At 60.5% G+C, this 15,218-nt stretch carries 18 protein-coding genes; 9 read left to right on the forward strand and 9 right to left on the reverse strand.

The annotated features are described in order from the left end of the window. The first annotated feature begins 111 nt into the window (after positions 1-111). The 5 genes from AC1RKI_RS07595 (at position 112) to AC1RKI_RS07615 (ending at position 4,894) form a co-directional block, all read left to right on the forward strand. Complete coding sequence (locus AC1RKI_RS07595; protein ID WP_144198193.1) at positions 112-1,809, forward strand: GMC family oxidoreductase; 1,698 nt, start codon at positions 112-114, stop codon at positions 1,807-1,809. An 80-nt stretch (positions 1,810-1,889) separates the two neighbouring features. Beyond that, positions 1,890-3,239 (forward strand): MFS transporter, encoded by a 1,350-nt coding sequence (locus AC1RKI_RS07600; RefSeq protein ID WP_144198194.1) that lies wholly within the window; start codon positions 1,890-1,892, stop codon positions 3,237-3,239. Positions 3,240-3,256: 17 nt separating this feature from the next. Continuing rightward, complete coding sequence (locus AC1RKI_RS07605) at positions 3,257-3,817, forward strand: thiamine pyrophosphate-binding protein (RefSeq protein ID WP_144198195.1); 561 nt, start codon at positions 3,257-3,259, stop codon at positions 3,815-3,817. Positions 3,818-3,835: 18 nt separating this feature from the next. Continuing rightward, positions 3,836-4,435, forward strand: a complete 600-nt coding sequence (locus tag AC1RKI_RS07610; RefSeq protein WP_144198196.1) for a thiamine pyrophosphate-dependent enzyme — start codon at positions 3,836-3,838, stop codon at positions 4,433-4,435. Positions 4,436-4,531: 96 nt separating this feature from the next. After that, positions 4,532-4,894 (forward strand): DUF779 domain-containing protein, encoded by a 363-nt coding sequence (locus AC1RKI_RS07615; protein ID WP_144198197.1) that lies wholly within the window; start codon positions 4,532-4,534, stop codon positions 4,892-4,894. Between the two features lie 69 nt (positions 4,895-4,963). On the opposite strand, the gene AC1RKI_RS07620 is transcribed toward AC1RKI_RS07615, so the two are convergent. Both AC1RKI_RS07620 and AC1RKI_RS07625 read right to left on the reverse strand, forming a co-directional pair. Then, entirely contained in the window at positions 4,964-5,272 is a 309-nt protein-coding gene (locus tag AC1RKI_RS07620) for an EthD family reductase (RefSeq protein ID WP_144198198.1), read from the reverse strand. A 103-nt stretch (positions 5,273-5,375) separates the two neighbouring features. Further along, positions 5,376-6,563: a M20 aminoacylase family protein gene (locus AC1RKI_RS07625; protein WP_144198199.1), complete on the reverse strand. Its 1,188-nt coding sequence runs from the start codon at positions 6,561-6,563 to the stop codon at positions 5,376-5,378. Between the two features lie 314 nt (positions 6,564-6,877). Here AC1RKI_RS07625 and AC1RKI_RS07630 point away from each other — a divergent pair, with 314 nt between their 5' ends. After that, the gene (locus AC1RKI_RS07630) at positions 6,878-8,125 is read left to right on the forward strand and encodes an MFS transporter (protein WP_144198200.1); all 1,248 of its coding nucleotides are present in this window, start codon (positions 6,878-6,880) and stop codon (positions 8,123-8,125) included. 49 nt (positions 8,126-8,174) lie between these two features. Here the strand turns inward: AC1RKI_RS07630 and AC1RKI_RS07635 are convergent, their stop codons facing one another. From AC1RKI_RS07635 to AC1RKI_RS07665, 7 genes are all read right to left on the reverse strand, one after another. Beyond that, on the reverse strand, positions 8,175-8,456 hold the full coding sequence (locus tag AC1RKI_RS07635; RefSeq protein WP_144198201.1) for an H-NS family nucleoid-associated regulatory protein: 282 nt from the start codon (positions 8,454-8,456) through the stop codon (positions 8,175-8,177). Between the two features lie 545 nt (positions 8,457-9,001). Next, entirely contained in the window at positions 9,002-9,685 is a 684-nt protein-coding gene (locus AC1RKI_RS07640) for a DUF433 domain-containing protein (protein WP_144198202.1), read from the reverse strand. A 77-nt stretch (positions 9,686-9,762) separates the two neighbouring features. Continuing rightward, positions 9,763-10,116 (reverse strand): putative phosphothreonine lyase domain-containing protein, encoded by a 354-nt coding sequence (locus AC1RKI_RS07645; RefSeq protein ID WP_160473965.1) that lies wholly within the window; start codon positions 10,114-10,116, stop codon positions 9,763-9,765. 222 nt (positions 10,117-10,338) lie between these two features. Beyond that, on the reverse strand, positions 10,339-10,575 hold the full coding sequence (locus tag AC1RKI_RS07650) for a type II toxin -antitoxin system TacA 1-like antitoxin (protein ID WP_144198204.1): 237 nt from the start codon (positions 10,573-10,575) through the stop codon (positions 10,339-10,341). Continuing rightward, entirely contained in the window at positions 10,559-10,897 is a 339-nt protein-coding gene (locus AC1RKI_RS07655) for a hypothetical protein (RefSeq protein WP_144198205.1), read from the reverse strand. Before AC1RKI_RS07655 ends, AC1RKI_RS07650 begins: the two co-directional genes overlap by 17 nt. Further along, positions 10,890-11,834, reverse strand: a complete 945-nt coding sequence (locus AC1RKI_RS07660; RefSeq protein WP_144198206.1) for a nucleotidyltransferase family protein — start codon at positions 11,832-11,834, stop codon at positions 10,890-10,892. Before AC1RKI_RS07660 ends, AC1RKI_RS07655 begins: the two co-directional genes overlap by 8 nt. Positions 11,835-11,870: 36 nt before the next feature. Next, on the reverse strand, positions 11,871-12,365 hold the full coding sequence (locus AC1RKI_RS07665; RefSeq protein ID WP_144198207.1) for a hypothetical protein: 495 nt from the start codon (positions 12,363-12,365) through the stop codon (positions 11,871-11,873). 207 nt (positions 12,366-12,572) lie between these two features. Between AC1RKI_RS07665 and AC1RKI_RS07670 the strand changes: the two genes are divergently transcribed. From AC1RKI_RS07670 to AC1RKI_RS07680, 3 genes are all read left to right on the forward strand, one after another. Next, complete coding sequence (locus tag AC1RKI_RS07670) at positions 12,573-12,866, forward strand: helix-turn-helix domain-containing protein (RefSeq protein ID WP_144198208.1); 294 nt, start codon at positions 12,573-12,575, stop codon at positions 12,864-12,866. A 182-nt stretch (positions 12,867-13,048) separates the two neighbouring features. Continuing rightward, positions 13,049-13,756 carry a hypothetical protein gene (locus AC1RKI_RS07675; protein WP_144198209.1) on the forward strand — a complete coding sequence of 236 codons (708 nt, stop codon included), beginning with the start codon at positions 13,049-13,051 and terminating at the stop codon, positions 13,754-13,756. Further along, entirely contained in the window at positions 13,753-15,174 is a 1,422-nt protein-coding gene (locus tag AC1RKI_RS07680) for a hypothetical protein (protein ID WP_144198210.1), read from the forward strand. The genes AC1RKI_RS07675 and AC1RKI_RS07680 overlap by 4 nt, the downstream gene beginning before the upstream one ends. The last annotated feature ends 44 nt before the right edge of the window (positions 15,175-15,218 follow it).

The following is a 15,218-nucleotide window of genomic DNA, read 5'->3' on the forward strand; positions in this document are numbered from 1 at the left end:
TTGGGTGGTTCTTCTTGAGACGGCCGCCGCGGAAGATAAAGATACTAAGACAAGCACCTCTGCATCGCAACGCGTCTCAGAGGCAAGCAAATCATAACGGAGACAACAGCCATGCGGACATTCGACTACGTCATCGTCGGCGCCGGTTCTGCCGGATGCGTCCTTGCCAATCGCCTGACCGCCAACGGTCGGTACACAGTGTGCCTGCTCGAGGCCGGTCCCAAAGACAGCTACCCGTGGATCCATGTACCCATCGGCTACGCCAAGACGATGCAGCACGACGAGTACAACTGGCGTTTCTATACCGACCCCGAGCCGGAACTCGGGAACCGGCAGATTTATCAGCCGCGCGGCCGCACGCTTGGCGGCTCCAGTTCCATCAACGGCCTGATCTACATCCGGGGTCAGCAGCGCGACTACGACGAGTGGGCCTCGCTCGGCAACGCGGGTTGGTCGTGGGCGGACTGTCTGCCGTACTTCCGCAAGCTCGAGACCAACGACCTCGGTGGTTCGCAGACGCGGGGGGATGCGGGGCCGATGCATGCGACGAGCGTGCCGCCTGGCAATGAACTGGTCGACGCCTTCATCGCTGCGTCGCAACAGCTTGGCGTCAGGCGCGTGAATGACTTCAATACCGGTGACCAGGAGGGCGTCGGTTACTTCCAGCTCAGCACGCGCAAGGGCTTCCGTTGTTCGACGGCGGTGGGCTATCTCAAGCCGGCCATGCCGCGAAGCAACCTGCATGTCGAGACCGAAGCGCAGGCCGCCCAGATCCTGTTTGCGGACAAGCGGGCGGTTGGCGTGAAGTATCGCCAGGCGGGGCAGTTCAAGGAGGTACGCGCTCGGCGGGAAGTGTTGCTGTGCGCCGGTGCCATTCAGTCGCCCCAGCTTCTGCAGCTTTCCGGCGTGGGTCCCCGCGGGTTGCTCGAGCAGTTCGGCATCCAGCCGGTCCACTACCTCGAAGGCGTCGGGGAGAACCTGCAGGATCATTTGCAGGTGCGCTTGATGTACGAGGTGACCAAGCCGATTACGACGAACGATCTGATGCGTTCGCCATGGGGCAAGGCGAAGATGGGGTTGCAGTGGCTGTTGACCCGGAGTGGTCCGCTTGCTGTCGGGATCAACATGGGCGGGATGTTCTGTCGCGCGCTGCCGGAAGAGAATGCGACGCCGGACATCCAGTTTCACTTCGCCAATCTCTCGGCCGACAGCACCGCGGGCGCTGTACATGACTTCCCCGGCTGCACCTACTCGATCTGCCAGCTCCGGCCGGAATCGCGTGGGCACGTGCGCATCAATTCTCGGGATCCCTTCCAGGCCCCCAGTATTGTCGCGAACTACCTGACCACCGAGACAGACCGCCGCACCACGATTGCCGGCGTGAAGTTTGCGCGGCGGGTCGCAGCCGCGAGCGCCATGGCGCCATATATGAAGCGGGAGTATCGGCCGGGTCCCGATGTGGTGACCAACGATGAGATCCTGCAGTTCTGCCGTGAGTACGCCACCACCATTTTCCATCCGTCCGGGACGGCCAAAATGGGCCTGGCGGAGGATCCAGGTGCCGTGGTGAACAATCGACTGGAAGTGCATGGGATGTCCGGCCTGCGCGTCATCGACTGCTCCATCATGCCGACCCTCATCTCTGGCAACACCAACATCCCGACGGTCATGATCGCTGAGAAGGCCGCCGACATCATCCTGGATGCGGCCGCGAACGCCGATCGGGCCATCACGCTTGAGACGCTTGCGAAGACATCGTCGGCCGCGCATGCGGTGAAGGAGGAGGTCATCGCCAGCATTCGCTCGTAAATGTCAGGTAGTTAGGATCAAGTTCATTCCGAAGGAATAGCGTGGGACACACCACGCGTCCTTCAGACGAGGAGACAAACATGAAAACCAACCCCAAGGCACTTCGCCGTGTCGCGACTGCTAGCGTCATCGGCGCCATCATCGAGTGGTACGACTTCTTTCTCTATGGTGTCGTCGCGAGCCTTGTGCTCAACAAGCTGTACTTTCCCAACAGCGACCCGGCCACGGCCACCATGCTCGCCTACGCGACCTTCGCGGTTGGTTTCGTGGCCCGTCCGCTCGGTGGCATCATCTTCGGCCACTTTGGCGACAAGGTCGGCCGGAAGAGCGTACTGGTCATCACGCTTATGATCATGGGGCTGTCCACGGTGGCCATCGGCCTGGTGCCGACCTATGCGCAGATCGGGTACTGGGCTCCAGGGATCCTGCTGTTCCTGCGTGTGCTCCAGGGGATTGGACTGGGCGGGGAGTGGGGCGGTGCCGTGCTGATGGCGTACGAGTGTGCACCGGAAGAGAAGCGTGGCTTTTATGCCAGCCTGCCGCAGATTGGTCTGTCTATTGGGGTGCTGTTGTCCGCCGGCATCATCGGCGCGCTGTCGGTCGCGCTGACCGACGCGCAGTTCATGGCCTGGGGCTGGCGCGTTGCATTCGGCATTTCATTCTTGTTCGTGCTGTTCGGCATGTGGGTGCGGCTGAACGTGATGGAATCGCCGGAGTTCGCCGAGATGAAGCAGAGTCACGGCGAGGCCCGCGTGCCGTTTGTCGACATGCTCAAGCGTTTCCCTGGCAACGTGGTACTGGGCCTCGGCGCCCGGCACATTGATGGGGTGTTCTTCAACATCTTCAGCGTCTTCACGATCAGCTACCTGACGTCCAAGATCGGCATGACCCGCGAGGATGCGCTGACCGGCGTCGGCATCGGGGCCTTCGTGCTGACGATCTTCATCCCGATCTTCGGCTATCTGTCGGACCGACTGGGACGCCAGCGCCTGTATGCGGTCGCGGCCATTCTGACGGCGCTGTCGGTATATCCCGCATTCTGGGCGTTCACCCATTCGAATGGTGATCGCACGCTGGTGTGGGCCGCCATTGCGCTGCCGTACGGCATCTTGTACGCCGCGGTGTATGGGACGGTAGCGGTATTCCTGTGCGATCTGTTCGATGCACGGGTGCGTTACACCGGGATCTCGTTTGTCTATCAAGTTTCAAGCATTACGGCAGGCGGTATGACGCCAATCATCGCCACCTATCTAGTCACGATCAATGGCGGCGATCCGTGGTACGTCTGCGCCTATGTCGTGATCTCGGGACTGCTCTCTTCGCTGTGCGCGTTCGCCATCGGCCGGCGCATGAAGAAGGCGCACGACACCTTCGAGCAGGAACGGGCCCGCAGTGGACGTCCGGCGCTCAAAAAATCCATCAGCATGTAACGAATTGGTGAATTCAAATGGACATCCAACATTCTCGATACTCGGTCACGGCCGCATCGATTCTCGGTGAATTCAAGCGCTGTGGTATCACGCATGTGGTCACGGTGCCGGATATGCTGCAGATCGCGCTGCATAAGCTGCTGGAAGATCCGGCGTGCGGCATTACGGTCATTCCAACCACGACGGAGGACCAGGCCATCGAAGTCGCCTCGGGTCTCTATGCGGGCGGCAAGCGGGCGGTGGTTCTGATGCAGAACCAGGGCCTGTTCGCCTCGATCAACAGCATTCGCGCATTGGGTCTGGACTCGAAGATTCCGCTGCTGATGCTGGTCGGTCAGTTCGGCCGGGAGTTTTCGAATCTCGGCGACGACCCCAGGAAATCAAAACGGCGCATGGTAAGAATTCTGGAGCCACTTCTGGAGACGCTGGACATTCCTTACTGGCGGTTGGAAGGCCCGGCGGATGTTGGTGGCGTATCGAAAGCATGGGATGCCGCCCAGGCGCGCAGCGGTCCCGCCGTGGCCATCGCGGGGCATTTTGTCGGATGGTCGCAACCCAGTGAAATTGCGTCGGCGTAAGGGCGAAGGGGAATCAAGATGAACATGAAGACAATCGAGGCCTGTGAGGTCATCCAACAGACCGCGCCGGACGCCATCTATGTCACGACGATGGGTGCCATGAACGGCATGGACAAGCTCGAGGTTGATGTGCTCAGCGTAGCCTGTGTGCCGCTGATGGGCGGTGCCGCGTCCCTGGGTCTCGGCATCGCATTGGCCAGGCCGGACAAGACGGTGCTCGTGCTCGACGGTGACGCCAGTCTGTTAATGGAATTGGGAGGTCTGGTTACCGTCGCGCAGGCGGCTCCCGAGAACTTTTTGCATGTGGTGTTCAACAACAGCATTCAGTTCAGCGGGTTGGGCAATCTCGAGACTCCTGGGAGCGCGGTCGCCGATTTCCCGGCCATGGCCAAAGCCGCCGGATATCGTTCGACTTGGCGCTTCGCTAGTGTCGACGAACTGACACAGCAGCTTCCCGGCATTCTTGCCGGCCCGGCGCCGGCGTTTATTGAACTCGCGGTCGAATCCGAAGTACCCAAGCTCGGCACCGATTTCCCGGCGGTGGAGATGACCGATGCGCGCTTCACGCGGATGGGAGACGAGCTGCGGCGCATTCGCGCTGCACTGGCCGTCGTCTGACCTGCCCCGGAAAGTTTGCCCGCCTCCTCTGCGGTGTGTCGATGCGTCCGGCAACTCCGTCCCGCCGGACGCATCCTTTTTTCGACAGACAAAGCCATGAATGCTCCAGCATCAGAGCGGGTCGTTGCCACGAAGTCAGCCGCCGCCCTTCTTAAGAAGCTTCAGGATGAATACGGCCCGTTGGTCCTGTATCAACCGAAAGGGTGTGTTGGTCGGACGGGGCTGGCGTGCTTTCCGATCCGGGAGTTTCTACCGGGTGCGAACGAACTGAAGATCGCCGAAATTGCTGGCGCGGCGTTCTACATCCGCCACGATGACCTCGGCGATCTGAAGACGAAGCAGATCGTTGTCGATGCGGGACCGGGGAGCGGGGGACTGTTCGCCTTGGAACGACGGTTGGGGGTCCGCTTCTTTGCGCGCTTGCGCCGGGTTGCGCCATCGCGTGGTCTGGCGGCGTAGCTTAGCGCATCCGGGGGTGCCCGCATCATTCGATCACGGGCGACTTCTTTCACACACCGAAGTCGTCTTCTAGACCTCCTTGGTGTCGAATATGAGTAGGTCGGCGCCGGCCTGGGCAAAATTTGCGAGATCTGCGGCAGCGGCAGCGCCTTCCGGCGACGACATCCCCTGTTGGATGGCAGCCAGGGAATCAAAGCTTAACAGGGCCACCAAATGGAAGGGGGATTCACCCGTTGGACTCGCTACCGGCCCACTGCTGATTTCATAGCTGCGCAAGCCCGGAATTTTCTTGGCGATCGGGACGTGATGAGCAAGGTAATAGGAATCGAAGGCCTGCTTGTCCGCAGGTTTCTTGTACAGCGCCATCAGCTTTGCCATTTTCGTCTCCTGTTGTGAAACACTACTGTACGCGCGCACTGTTTGTTTGTCCGCGCGACACCGATGTAGAGCGGCTTTGTGCGGCACGTGCTCCCCGATACGCTCAGGTTGGCAGGAAGCGTCTTACCAAGTTTGTCCAGAACAGTGCGCCAACCCAAAGATTCTCATCGTTGAAATCGTATTTGTTATTGTGAAGCGGTGCGCTCTCGGTGCCGTTGCCCAGCCTAATGAAGCAACCCGGGCGCTCCTTCAGATAGAACGCAAAATCTTCGCTTCCGGTTACCTGCGGAAAATCCTGAATAATGTGATCCGCGCCCATGGTCTCCGCCGCCACGTCCAGTACCAGTTCGGATTCGCATTGGCTGTTGATCAGTACCGGATACCCGGGGCGATGAACGATCTCCACTTCCGCGCCATAGCAGGCTGCCTGGGATTCCAGAACCGTTCTAACCCGTTGGACCATCAGGTTTCGGACATCTTCCGAGAATGTTCGGACACTGATCTTGAATTCGCTGGTCTCCGGAATGATGTTGGGCGCCGATCCGGCGTGAAAGGCGCCGACGGTGAGGACGGCAGATTCTGTCGGGGCGACATTCCGGGAGACGATGCTTTGGAGAGCAACCACCATGCTGCATCCGGTTAGGACGGGGTCAATCGACTGATTTGGACGTGCGGCGTGTGCACCCTTTCCCCGGACGGTGACGAAGAATGCGTCGCTGGACGCCATGAACGGCCCTGGGCGGACGCCAAACGTACCCACCGGAATTCCCGGATGGTTATGAATGCCGAAGATTGCATCGCAGGGGAAACGATCGAACAAGCCATCGGCGATCATCCGCTGTGCCCCGCTATTGACGCCAACTTCCTCGGCGGGCTGGAAGAGCACGTGTACGGTCCCATCAAACTGGCCCTTTTGCGCTATTTCTCTGGCGCCGCCTAGCAGCATGGCGGTATGCCCATCGTGGCCGCAGGCATGCATGGTTCCTGCGTTCACGCTTTCATAAGGCAGGCCGGTGTTCTCTTGCATTGGAAGTGCGTCCATGTCGGCGCGCAACATGATGGCGCGCTGACTGGTTCCCTTGCGGAGAGTCCCGACAATTCCTGTGCAGCCCACCTCTCTGGTAACCGTATAACCCCACAATTCGAGCAGTTCCGCGACCTTTGCTGCCGTGGAAACTTCCTTGAACCCAAGCTCCGGATGCTGGTGGAGGTGATGCCGAATCGCTTTCAATTCCGAGAGCTCTGCGTGAGAGGGCGGATCGCCGATGTAGGTCGATGCGGGATTCGTCATGGCGTCGAGATGGTAGGGCCACGCGACCGAAAGCACTGGACGGTGGCATTTGGGAGAGTGGTTGAAATTCTGCCATATCCACTTGTGAAATAAAGTGCAAGCTAGCTTTCGTATAACTACAAACTAGATGTCATCGCGCTGTGATGAAATTGATCCTTTGGTGTTTTTGATTATAAAAATACCAGCGGTGGCGACCCCTGGTTTGGAAGGGGCGACGTGATTCTATAGCATGAAAAAGGATTGTTAGATTTCAATCTAAAGGGGGTAGAGTGGAATTGTCTGAAAGTCGGCCGACAAACGGGCAGTGGCGAGCGATGTTCGCCACGATGTTCGGTAACATATTGGAGATTTATGACTTTGTGGCATACGGGATTTTCGCGGTGCCCATTTCGAAGACATTTTTCCCGGCCGGCAACGATCTCTTTGCATTGATTCTCACCCTGGTGACGTTTGCCGTCGGATTTCTCGCGCGTCCGATCGGAGCGCTCGTCATTGGCCGCTATGCGGATCGGGTGGGGCGGAAGAAAGCACTGTCTCTCACCCTCAACATGATGGGACTGGGGACCCTCGTCATGGTGGCAACCCCCTCCTACGCGGCAATCGGCTTCGCTGCGCCGTGCATTATTCTCATGGGCCGTCTGCTACAGGGTTTTTCGGCGGGTGGTGAAATTGGAAGTGCCATCACATTTGCCATCGAAAGTGTCCCAAAGCATCGCAGGGCGTTCGCATCCTCGATCCAGAAGGCGGCGCAAGGCGCAGGGGTTCTGTTGACGGCGCTCGTCGGCTTGTCGCTGTCGTCGATCTTTACCGATGCACAGATCAATGCTTGGGCATGGCGCCTGGTGTTCGTGGTCGGATTGCTGATTGTCCCAGTCGGTCTTTACATCCGAAGATCGCTGCCGGAAACGTTCCATGCAGGCACACGCGGGCGCGAAACGGGCTTGCTTTCACAGCTTGGAAAGTTCAAGGGGCTGGTTGCCTATGGTGTGTTGGTTGAAATCTTCGCCACGGTTTCGGCATATGTGGCGAACTATTTCACGACCTATGCCACCCACGAACTCCATATGCCCCTCGCTAAAGGGTACGTTGGTCAAATTGCATTCAGTTTGACGGTGATGATTGCAACCCCAATTTCGGGGATCATTGCTGACCGATTCGGTTATCGACGGATCATGCTGATCGGGGCGGTTGCCACAGCGATGTTCATTTATCCGTTGATTGCATATTTGAATGCCAACCCGACAGTGCATGCGTTGATCGGGGTGAGAGTAGCCATTGCGATCATGAGTAGCCTGTATGGAGCCTGTACCGGCCTGGCCTTGGCTAGCATCTTTCCCGAGGATTTCCGGGCAACGGGCACTGGGCTGGCCTATTCCATTGGCGTGACCTTCTTTGGCGGATTTACGCCGGCCATTGTTGCGACGCTGATCGGATTTACCGGAAACAAGCTGATTATCGGCTACTACGTGATGGCCGCTGCTCTGATCAGTTCGACGGCACTGGTGTTGGGGGCTCGGCGAAACAGGACGGCGAGCGCTGAGCGGGCCTACGGTGCGAGATAACCATGGTCAGGGTGCTTGGATAGCGAAACGATGCGACCTGTTGGGTGGCCTATCCATCAACCCGAAAATGCTCCACCGTCTGGCCGGCATGCACGGCCCGCTGCAGCCAGTCCGGCAGAGCCCCGCGCCCGTCCCAGACGTGGCCTTGAGCGTCCCGGAAGCGCACCGGCCCGGGCGCTTCGGCGACAGGGCGGGTGGTGAAACAACCTGCATTCTCCAAGTCGACAACATGGAGGCCAAACTTTGCCATCTGGGTCTTGATCCAGAGGATCGTCTCGGCGCGATCCCGCAATAACTGGGTATTGGATGCCGGAGTAAGAGGAGGGCGCATGCAGGACGAAGGCAGGGTAGGATCGCAGAGATGGAACGGGGCGCTCGGGGCGACCAGGGAGAGCGCGTTGCGCGCGGAGCAGATTCTAGCGTGCAACGCCGCCCACAACGACTTCGCTAGGTACCGGGATTACCCTTCCTTGGTCGCCGGACATTGAGGCAATTGGTTCCACTTCGACGGATCTTGAGGTTCCGGCCATTCCGTTCATCTTCCATTTCGGCGACGTATTTCCGCTCCCCCGCACTCCATAACATGACAGCGAGATGGGTGCCATACGGTTGTCGCGGCGAATTGACCGGGTTAAGCGCGGAGCGCCCCGACGGCTGGTACTCGCTTCCGGGAAAGGCGGAACAGGCGTGGAACCCCCATATCGTCCGGGCTTGACAATGATGTCCACGATCTAGCAAGCCGGGCGGAGGGCGTCGCGCCATCGGCTTGCGTCTTGCTGGCAGGTGGCAAAGTCGTCGCCGGGCCAATTCACGAGCGGCATCGATATGGGAAAGCGCGTTTTCGTGTCGCCTTCCTCTCGGCCTTCATTTTGAGGGTCAGTCAGACCGCGTGGGTGGGGCGGCCTGTGAACGGCGCAATTTCCACGTCGGATTCAGTTCGCCCAGGCTTTGGGGCGGCCCGTGGCGCGGATGTGCTTTCTGATAGATCTCTGCGTGTTCAATCAGCTCTGGCGTGAGAAAGGCATACGTGCGGATGATTTCTTCATTGGTCGCACCGGCGGCTCGTGAGGCCGCCACGGTGTCGACAGGCAGACGCGTCCCCACGAAGACCGGCGTGCCACCCATGACTTCCGGGTTCACAGAGACGCATTCGGTGGCGCGCGCCAGGCGGGCCATGCGTTCCACAACACCCTGAACGATCTCCCGCAAGCGCACATGACTGAATGGCGCCGGAGCCTTCCAATCGAAGTGGTCTTGTCGGCTGCGGTCCAAACGCAGCGAGAGGATGTCGGCGGCGTCCCGCCGGCGGAGCACCCTGTCCAATACAGAGGCAATAATCCAGAGACGCGCCGTCTTGCTCAGTTCGTCCTTGGTCGATTCGTAAAAGCTGGCGAAGACGCATACGATCGGCGCAAATCGCTCGCCCTCATCAAGATTCAAGAGACCTGGGGACCGCACCTGTGCTTCCACGGCGCGGATCGCTTCTTCGACGGTGACGCCGGCAAAAAACGCCACTTCGGTTATCGAGATGCCGGTGCATGCGTTTCGGATAGTAGGCATGGGGAACAAGACTCGTTGCTAGGGCCGACGTCACTCATAACAGAGAGGGCGCAGGACTCGCGCGCGCGCCGCTATGTTCAGGCCCGCACATACCATTCGTCTGGCCCATACACGCGCCGCATGGTGTCGATATCCCGCTTGTAGCCAAGTTCCTCCGTAAAGCCCGCCGCGCGCAGAACGTCACGTACGGTCATGAGGTCCGCACGGTCGTTCCAGTTTCGTGTGTAGATGCAAATGACATGGCCGTCGTGGTAACGGCGGCCAATCGCCGTCGAGACTTTCGCAATGAGGATTTTCTCCTGAGCGGCAAGCGCTTTGATCGTTGTCCAGGACTCGTCGATCTCATGCTCAGCGCGGAAAATGCACCACTTTCCAGTGTGCTCATCGGATGCGAAGGACGTCAGCGACGGTGCTGCCGTGTTAAGCCACACGTCTTGTTCGTTTGTGGAAGGGCGCTCGTCTCTCATAGAGGTCTTGTCAGTTTGCTGTGAATTTGGCTGGCCGGGTTGCCAATGCCTCGTCCCGCTGGGCAAAATCGGGCACGGCACCCGTCGTTGCGTCGCGCGCCATACGTACGAGGCGGACTGCGCTGCCGCTGGGTCAGCACGCGTGCCCGATGCAAGGCATTCAAAAAAGTATTGCGTTGGCATCCCTCAGCCCCTCGTCGATCTCGGCACGCCATCAAAGGCGGCATCCGAGGGGCCGATCCGCGCGATCCTGAAACGCGCCATCGCCCGTGTTAAGGCGTGGTTCGGCCCTGCGGGCGCATCGAGCCGCGCCAAAAAGCGCTGCGTTTCGGTGGCGTTGAGCCGGATCGTCGGGGTGGGCGCGCCATGCGTCCCGATCCATGCCGTGGCGCGCTGGCGCGAGGCGTCAGGAGCGCGCGGCATAGTGCGATCGGACCTGGTCCAGAATCCAGTTCACCTCGGCCTCGCCTAGGGCCCATTGGGTTCGCTTTGCCCGGACCCCGTTACCCACCCAGGTCAACAGGCGGTCTGCGCTCCACTTTGGGTATTGCGGCTGCTTGCGATGACAGTAGGCAACAAGCTGGACGACCAGGTCGTGGCACATGGCATAGCGCTGTGCACGCTCGTCGGCAGTCAAGCCGATGACCAACCGGCCATCGATGAGTCGTCCCGCCAGCTTCGGTTGCGTGCCGCCGACAACCGTAGGAAACGGGTCCCGTGGGAAGTCCTCGGGGATCTCAATCATCGACGGCCCCCTGGGTTGCGGGTCCGGTTTTCCCAAACTTCGTCGGCATAGCCCATCCGTCATTCCAGTCTGGCAAGTGGCTTTTGATCAAGCGTCGTACGGCAAGTGCGCGCTGTGCGTGCTGAAGCGCTTCCGCCGGGGAGATGTCGGTCCGACCGGCTAGTCCGTGAGCACGCAAGACATACATGGACGGCGGAATCGCCGTCATACGTGCCATCCGACCGGAAGTTGCCACCAGCGGTACCGAGAAGGGTCGGACGGCCATGGGCATGTCAGGCTTGAACAGGATCTGGATCAGGCCGTCATAGAGAATCTCCGCAGTCGCGCCCTGCGCATTCTTCAGATTCAGTCGACCCTCTGTGGCCTGCGAGGCGATGAACGTCTTGTCCGCAGCGAGCAGGGCGGCAAGCGCCATATCTTTCGCCCGCGCATCGGCCGCCAGGATTTGCACGTGGATGGGTTCGCAGTCATGGACCTGGCCAGCAGCAAGCCACGATTTGACCCTGGCCTGGGCCGCATAGGCGAGGAGCGCGCAGTCGCCCGCGATTAAGGTGCTGTCTCTTAGCCCAATCCGTTCCATGTTCGTGAGAATCCGCACCAGCAACGCTGGCGCATCGCCGACCTGCAAGGCGCGGTTCTGCCGGTCGGCGAGCGCCATCTCGTGACGCAGCCGGCCCAGCGTTTCCTGCGCCTGGCGCTTGCGCGAAATGAACGCGGTGTAGATGGCCTCGGTGTGGGGAGATCGCGGTCCGAGACTGCGCTGGCGGTTGTCCTTGCCTGTCTGGATCAGATACTCGCGCCCCTTGCTGGTGCGCCAGATCATCCCGCCGCTGCATTCCTGGACGCGTGCCCGGGCCTTCTCCCATTCCGCGAACACGATCGTGGCATCGGCATACTGGCGCGACGCCTGATCATTGAGCTCAATCCAGTCGGTCATACCATTACAGTGCAAGGAAGCGGTGAGGGCGGCCATCTATGGCCCCACGTGGCACGGTTCAAGTGCCCCGAGCACGACCGCACCGCGAAAGAAGTCGCGGACCCGGCGGCGTAGGACCGCGCCGCGCACATCCAGATGATCCGCGATGGCGTGACCGTCATCGTCGTCCATCGGCGTGGGCGTCAACTGCGGGAGCTGCGTTTCGACGAGATGGCAGATCAAGCCGACTTCGTCGTCTGTGAGATCCGTTTCCTCGAGTTGGCGCCGCTGGTGGGCCAACAGCGCCGGCCTTTCGTCACCGGCCACGGCACGCATCAGCGCCAGCATGCGGTCGGTGTGGTAGCGCAGGTAATCCGCACGCAAGCCCGTCTCGCCTTCGACTGGCGCGGGCGAGACGGCATACGTTTCTCCCAATATGGACACGCGGACATGGATCCCCAAGCTGTGGCTGAGTCGGCGCAGGTCGACTGATAGATATTTGCCGGGCTGCAAATGCACCGTGTCGGAAACGGGCCAGGGGAAGACGCTCATGGTGGACGACGGAAAGCTCCGGCCTTGCCACGTGGTACTCCACCAGCACGAAGCTCACAAATTGCTCAAAAAGCGACATTTATGATGGCTAAGACGCGCCGAGACCACACGTAGGCCGTAAAAATAAAGTTGGGAAACTCTAACTTTAGTCAGAGTTTCAGTGCAACAGCGGCGTGAAAATTCGCTCCAAATCACTTGAGCGAATGCATGGACCGGACCGAGGCACTCAGCCACGTGCTGAAAAGGATCAGAGAGGACAAGGAGCTCACGCAGCTCGTCGTCGCCGGTCTTGCCAAGATGTCGGCCGCATCCGTTGGCAACATCGAGACCCACCGCAAGGGTCTGCGCATCTCGACGTTCTTCGACCTGTGCGATGCCTTGGGCGTCCGGGCTTCTGACGTGCTACGTCAGGCCGAGGACGAGGCGGCTCAGCATCGCGGGCGCAGCCGACCACAAAAGGCGCGCACGGGGCGTCCACCCAGCAAGAAGCCGGCCCCATGACGATCGCCGTCTGTGCATTTATAATCACAAAATAGCATGGGTGGCTGACTCGGTCGGCAACGTCGGCAGGCCTGGCGTTCGACAGTCTGCCCGCATCCCGGGCGAAGGTTGGACCATCGCCCTGGCGCGGGCCGGCACGCCAGCCACCGCCCCCAGCGCATTGACCATGAGCTTGATATCCCATGAGGAAAGCCGATCCCGCCGGCGTCAGATCCGACTTTCAGACGTTCGCTGCCGAACGTCTCACCCATTTGGCCCGCCTTGAGGCGGCCCTGACCGGGTCGCCCCACGAGAAGCGGGATCTCAGTATCCTGGCCGAAACGACCTTGCATTCGACCTACGTCGCGTTCGAGGTCTTTCTCTCCGACCTGATGCTGGCCTACATCAACCGGGATTTCTCTGCATACCAGGGGACGCTAAAGGGCGACATCGAGCGGCTGGTGACGAGCAAATTTGGGGCCGGCGCGGCTGCCAGGACCCAGTTCCAGGTGGCCAAGCACATCAACCTTCAGGAGCTGGAGGAACTGATCGACCCCACGGGGTATAACCTCACCTTCAAGTCGGCCGCGGACCTGAAGTCCCGCTTTGTGGCCTGGGTATCGGCGGCAAACGGCACGGGCGTCGCGGCCCTGTCCAATCCGGATGCCAGACTCATCGACACGACGCGCGCCATTCGGAATTTCATTGCCCACGGCAGCGTCAACGCCAAGACCGCGATGAATGTTCTGCTCGCGAGCGTTTCGACGGGACCAAGATGCCCCAACGCCCCCTTGGCGCGAGGCAACCACAAGATCGATAACATCGGTGCGTACCTGAAGTCCTCCGTCAATGGGAAACGCCGGGTCGTGATCTACATCGAGCGATTGCAGGCGATTGCGGCAACACTATGAAGACGAAAGACAGTCCGTCTTACCTGCCCGATCTGCTCTTCATCAAACTGCCGGCGCTCATCGCGAAGGACCTGTTGCCTGAAGACGCCGACGGTAACGTGTCGCTCGATCTGTCGCATTGGCGGCTCAACGGCTATCTGTTCCACGAGTGGCTTCACTACGTTCACAATACCTCGACGCTGAACGGGCTGTACGCGTTTGCCAGCATGATCAGCATGTGGGCCAATTTCAGGCACAAGCTGGACCACCGGGGGCAATCGGTGGTCGGCAATGTGCTGACGGACTATGCCGCGGCGTCGGTCAAACGTACCCACCTCTATCGCAGGGATGCGGCGCGACGCGAACGCAATATGGGCAGCGTACTGCGGAATCCGGATGCACGGGTTACCGTCGTTTCCGTTGCCGAGCAGACGGAAGTCTTGCCGGCAGCGTTGCCCGGCCATGAGCCCGAACCGGTGACGGTCATCGTCGGTGCGGCGCAGACGCTGCCGGATCAGTTGGCCGTTTCGTTTGAAGTGGGCACGGTGGAGATCATCGAGGGCGTGGCATTTCTGCTGGAGGAGAAGCTGCTGATGACGCAGGGCCTGCTCGCGCAGAACGTGCGAACCGCCCCTTACAAACTGCTTCAATTGGTGGCTCGTCACATGGTTGACGATATCCCGGACGAGTTGGTCGTCGCGGCCGGCATCACCGCCTTGCAGACCGCCGATCCGGCGCTGGCGTTGATGCGCATGCTGCGTGAGATGCCATCCATGCCGCCGGCGGCCAGGATGGCGTGGCTGGAGGCCTCGGCGAAGGCCTCGTTGTGCGACTACGAACCGTTGATCGCCGACGTGATTCAAAAGACCGCGGTGCTGTTTCCCGTCGAGGAGCCGATGGGGATTGCCGTGAAGGAACTGCTGGACCTCATTTCCAGCAAAATGGTTTTGCGTCGGCACGTGCCATTCTTTGAGCTCACGGCACTCAAGGAACTCAAGGCGGCTGCCTGCGAAGACCATCGGGCCGACTTGCTCGAAATGATGCTCGCCGAATACTCCTGTCCGCGCATACTCGCCGAGCGAGAGCGCGCCGAGGACACCATCGGCAAGGATCGGATCTACGGCTTCGGCTGGCCGTCGATGTCGGAGGCGTCCTTGTTTGGAGCGCAGATGCTACACGGCGCGCTCCACTACCTGTCGCTGCACCTCAACGACGAGGGATTTGTCGCCACCGACCAGATGACGGCCGGGGGGGAGCGCAAGCGATGCCCCTTTTATGATGCGTGCGAGTACGACCTGCGGCGTACGCAGCCAACGCTTTGTGCGCATCGACCGTGGGACTCGCTGGCCGTGCCGACGGACCCGCGGGAGGCTTGCTGGTACCGCGCCGGCGTAAGAGCCACGCGACCGCCCCAGCACGACCTCGACGAACTTCGCTGATGTGCGGTGGATGCGGGCCGACGGGGGCGCTGCGGGGTGTCGCG

This window comes from Cupriavidus sp. GW822-FHT06G04 (assembly GCF_058799075.1).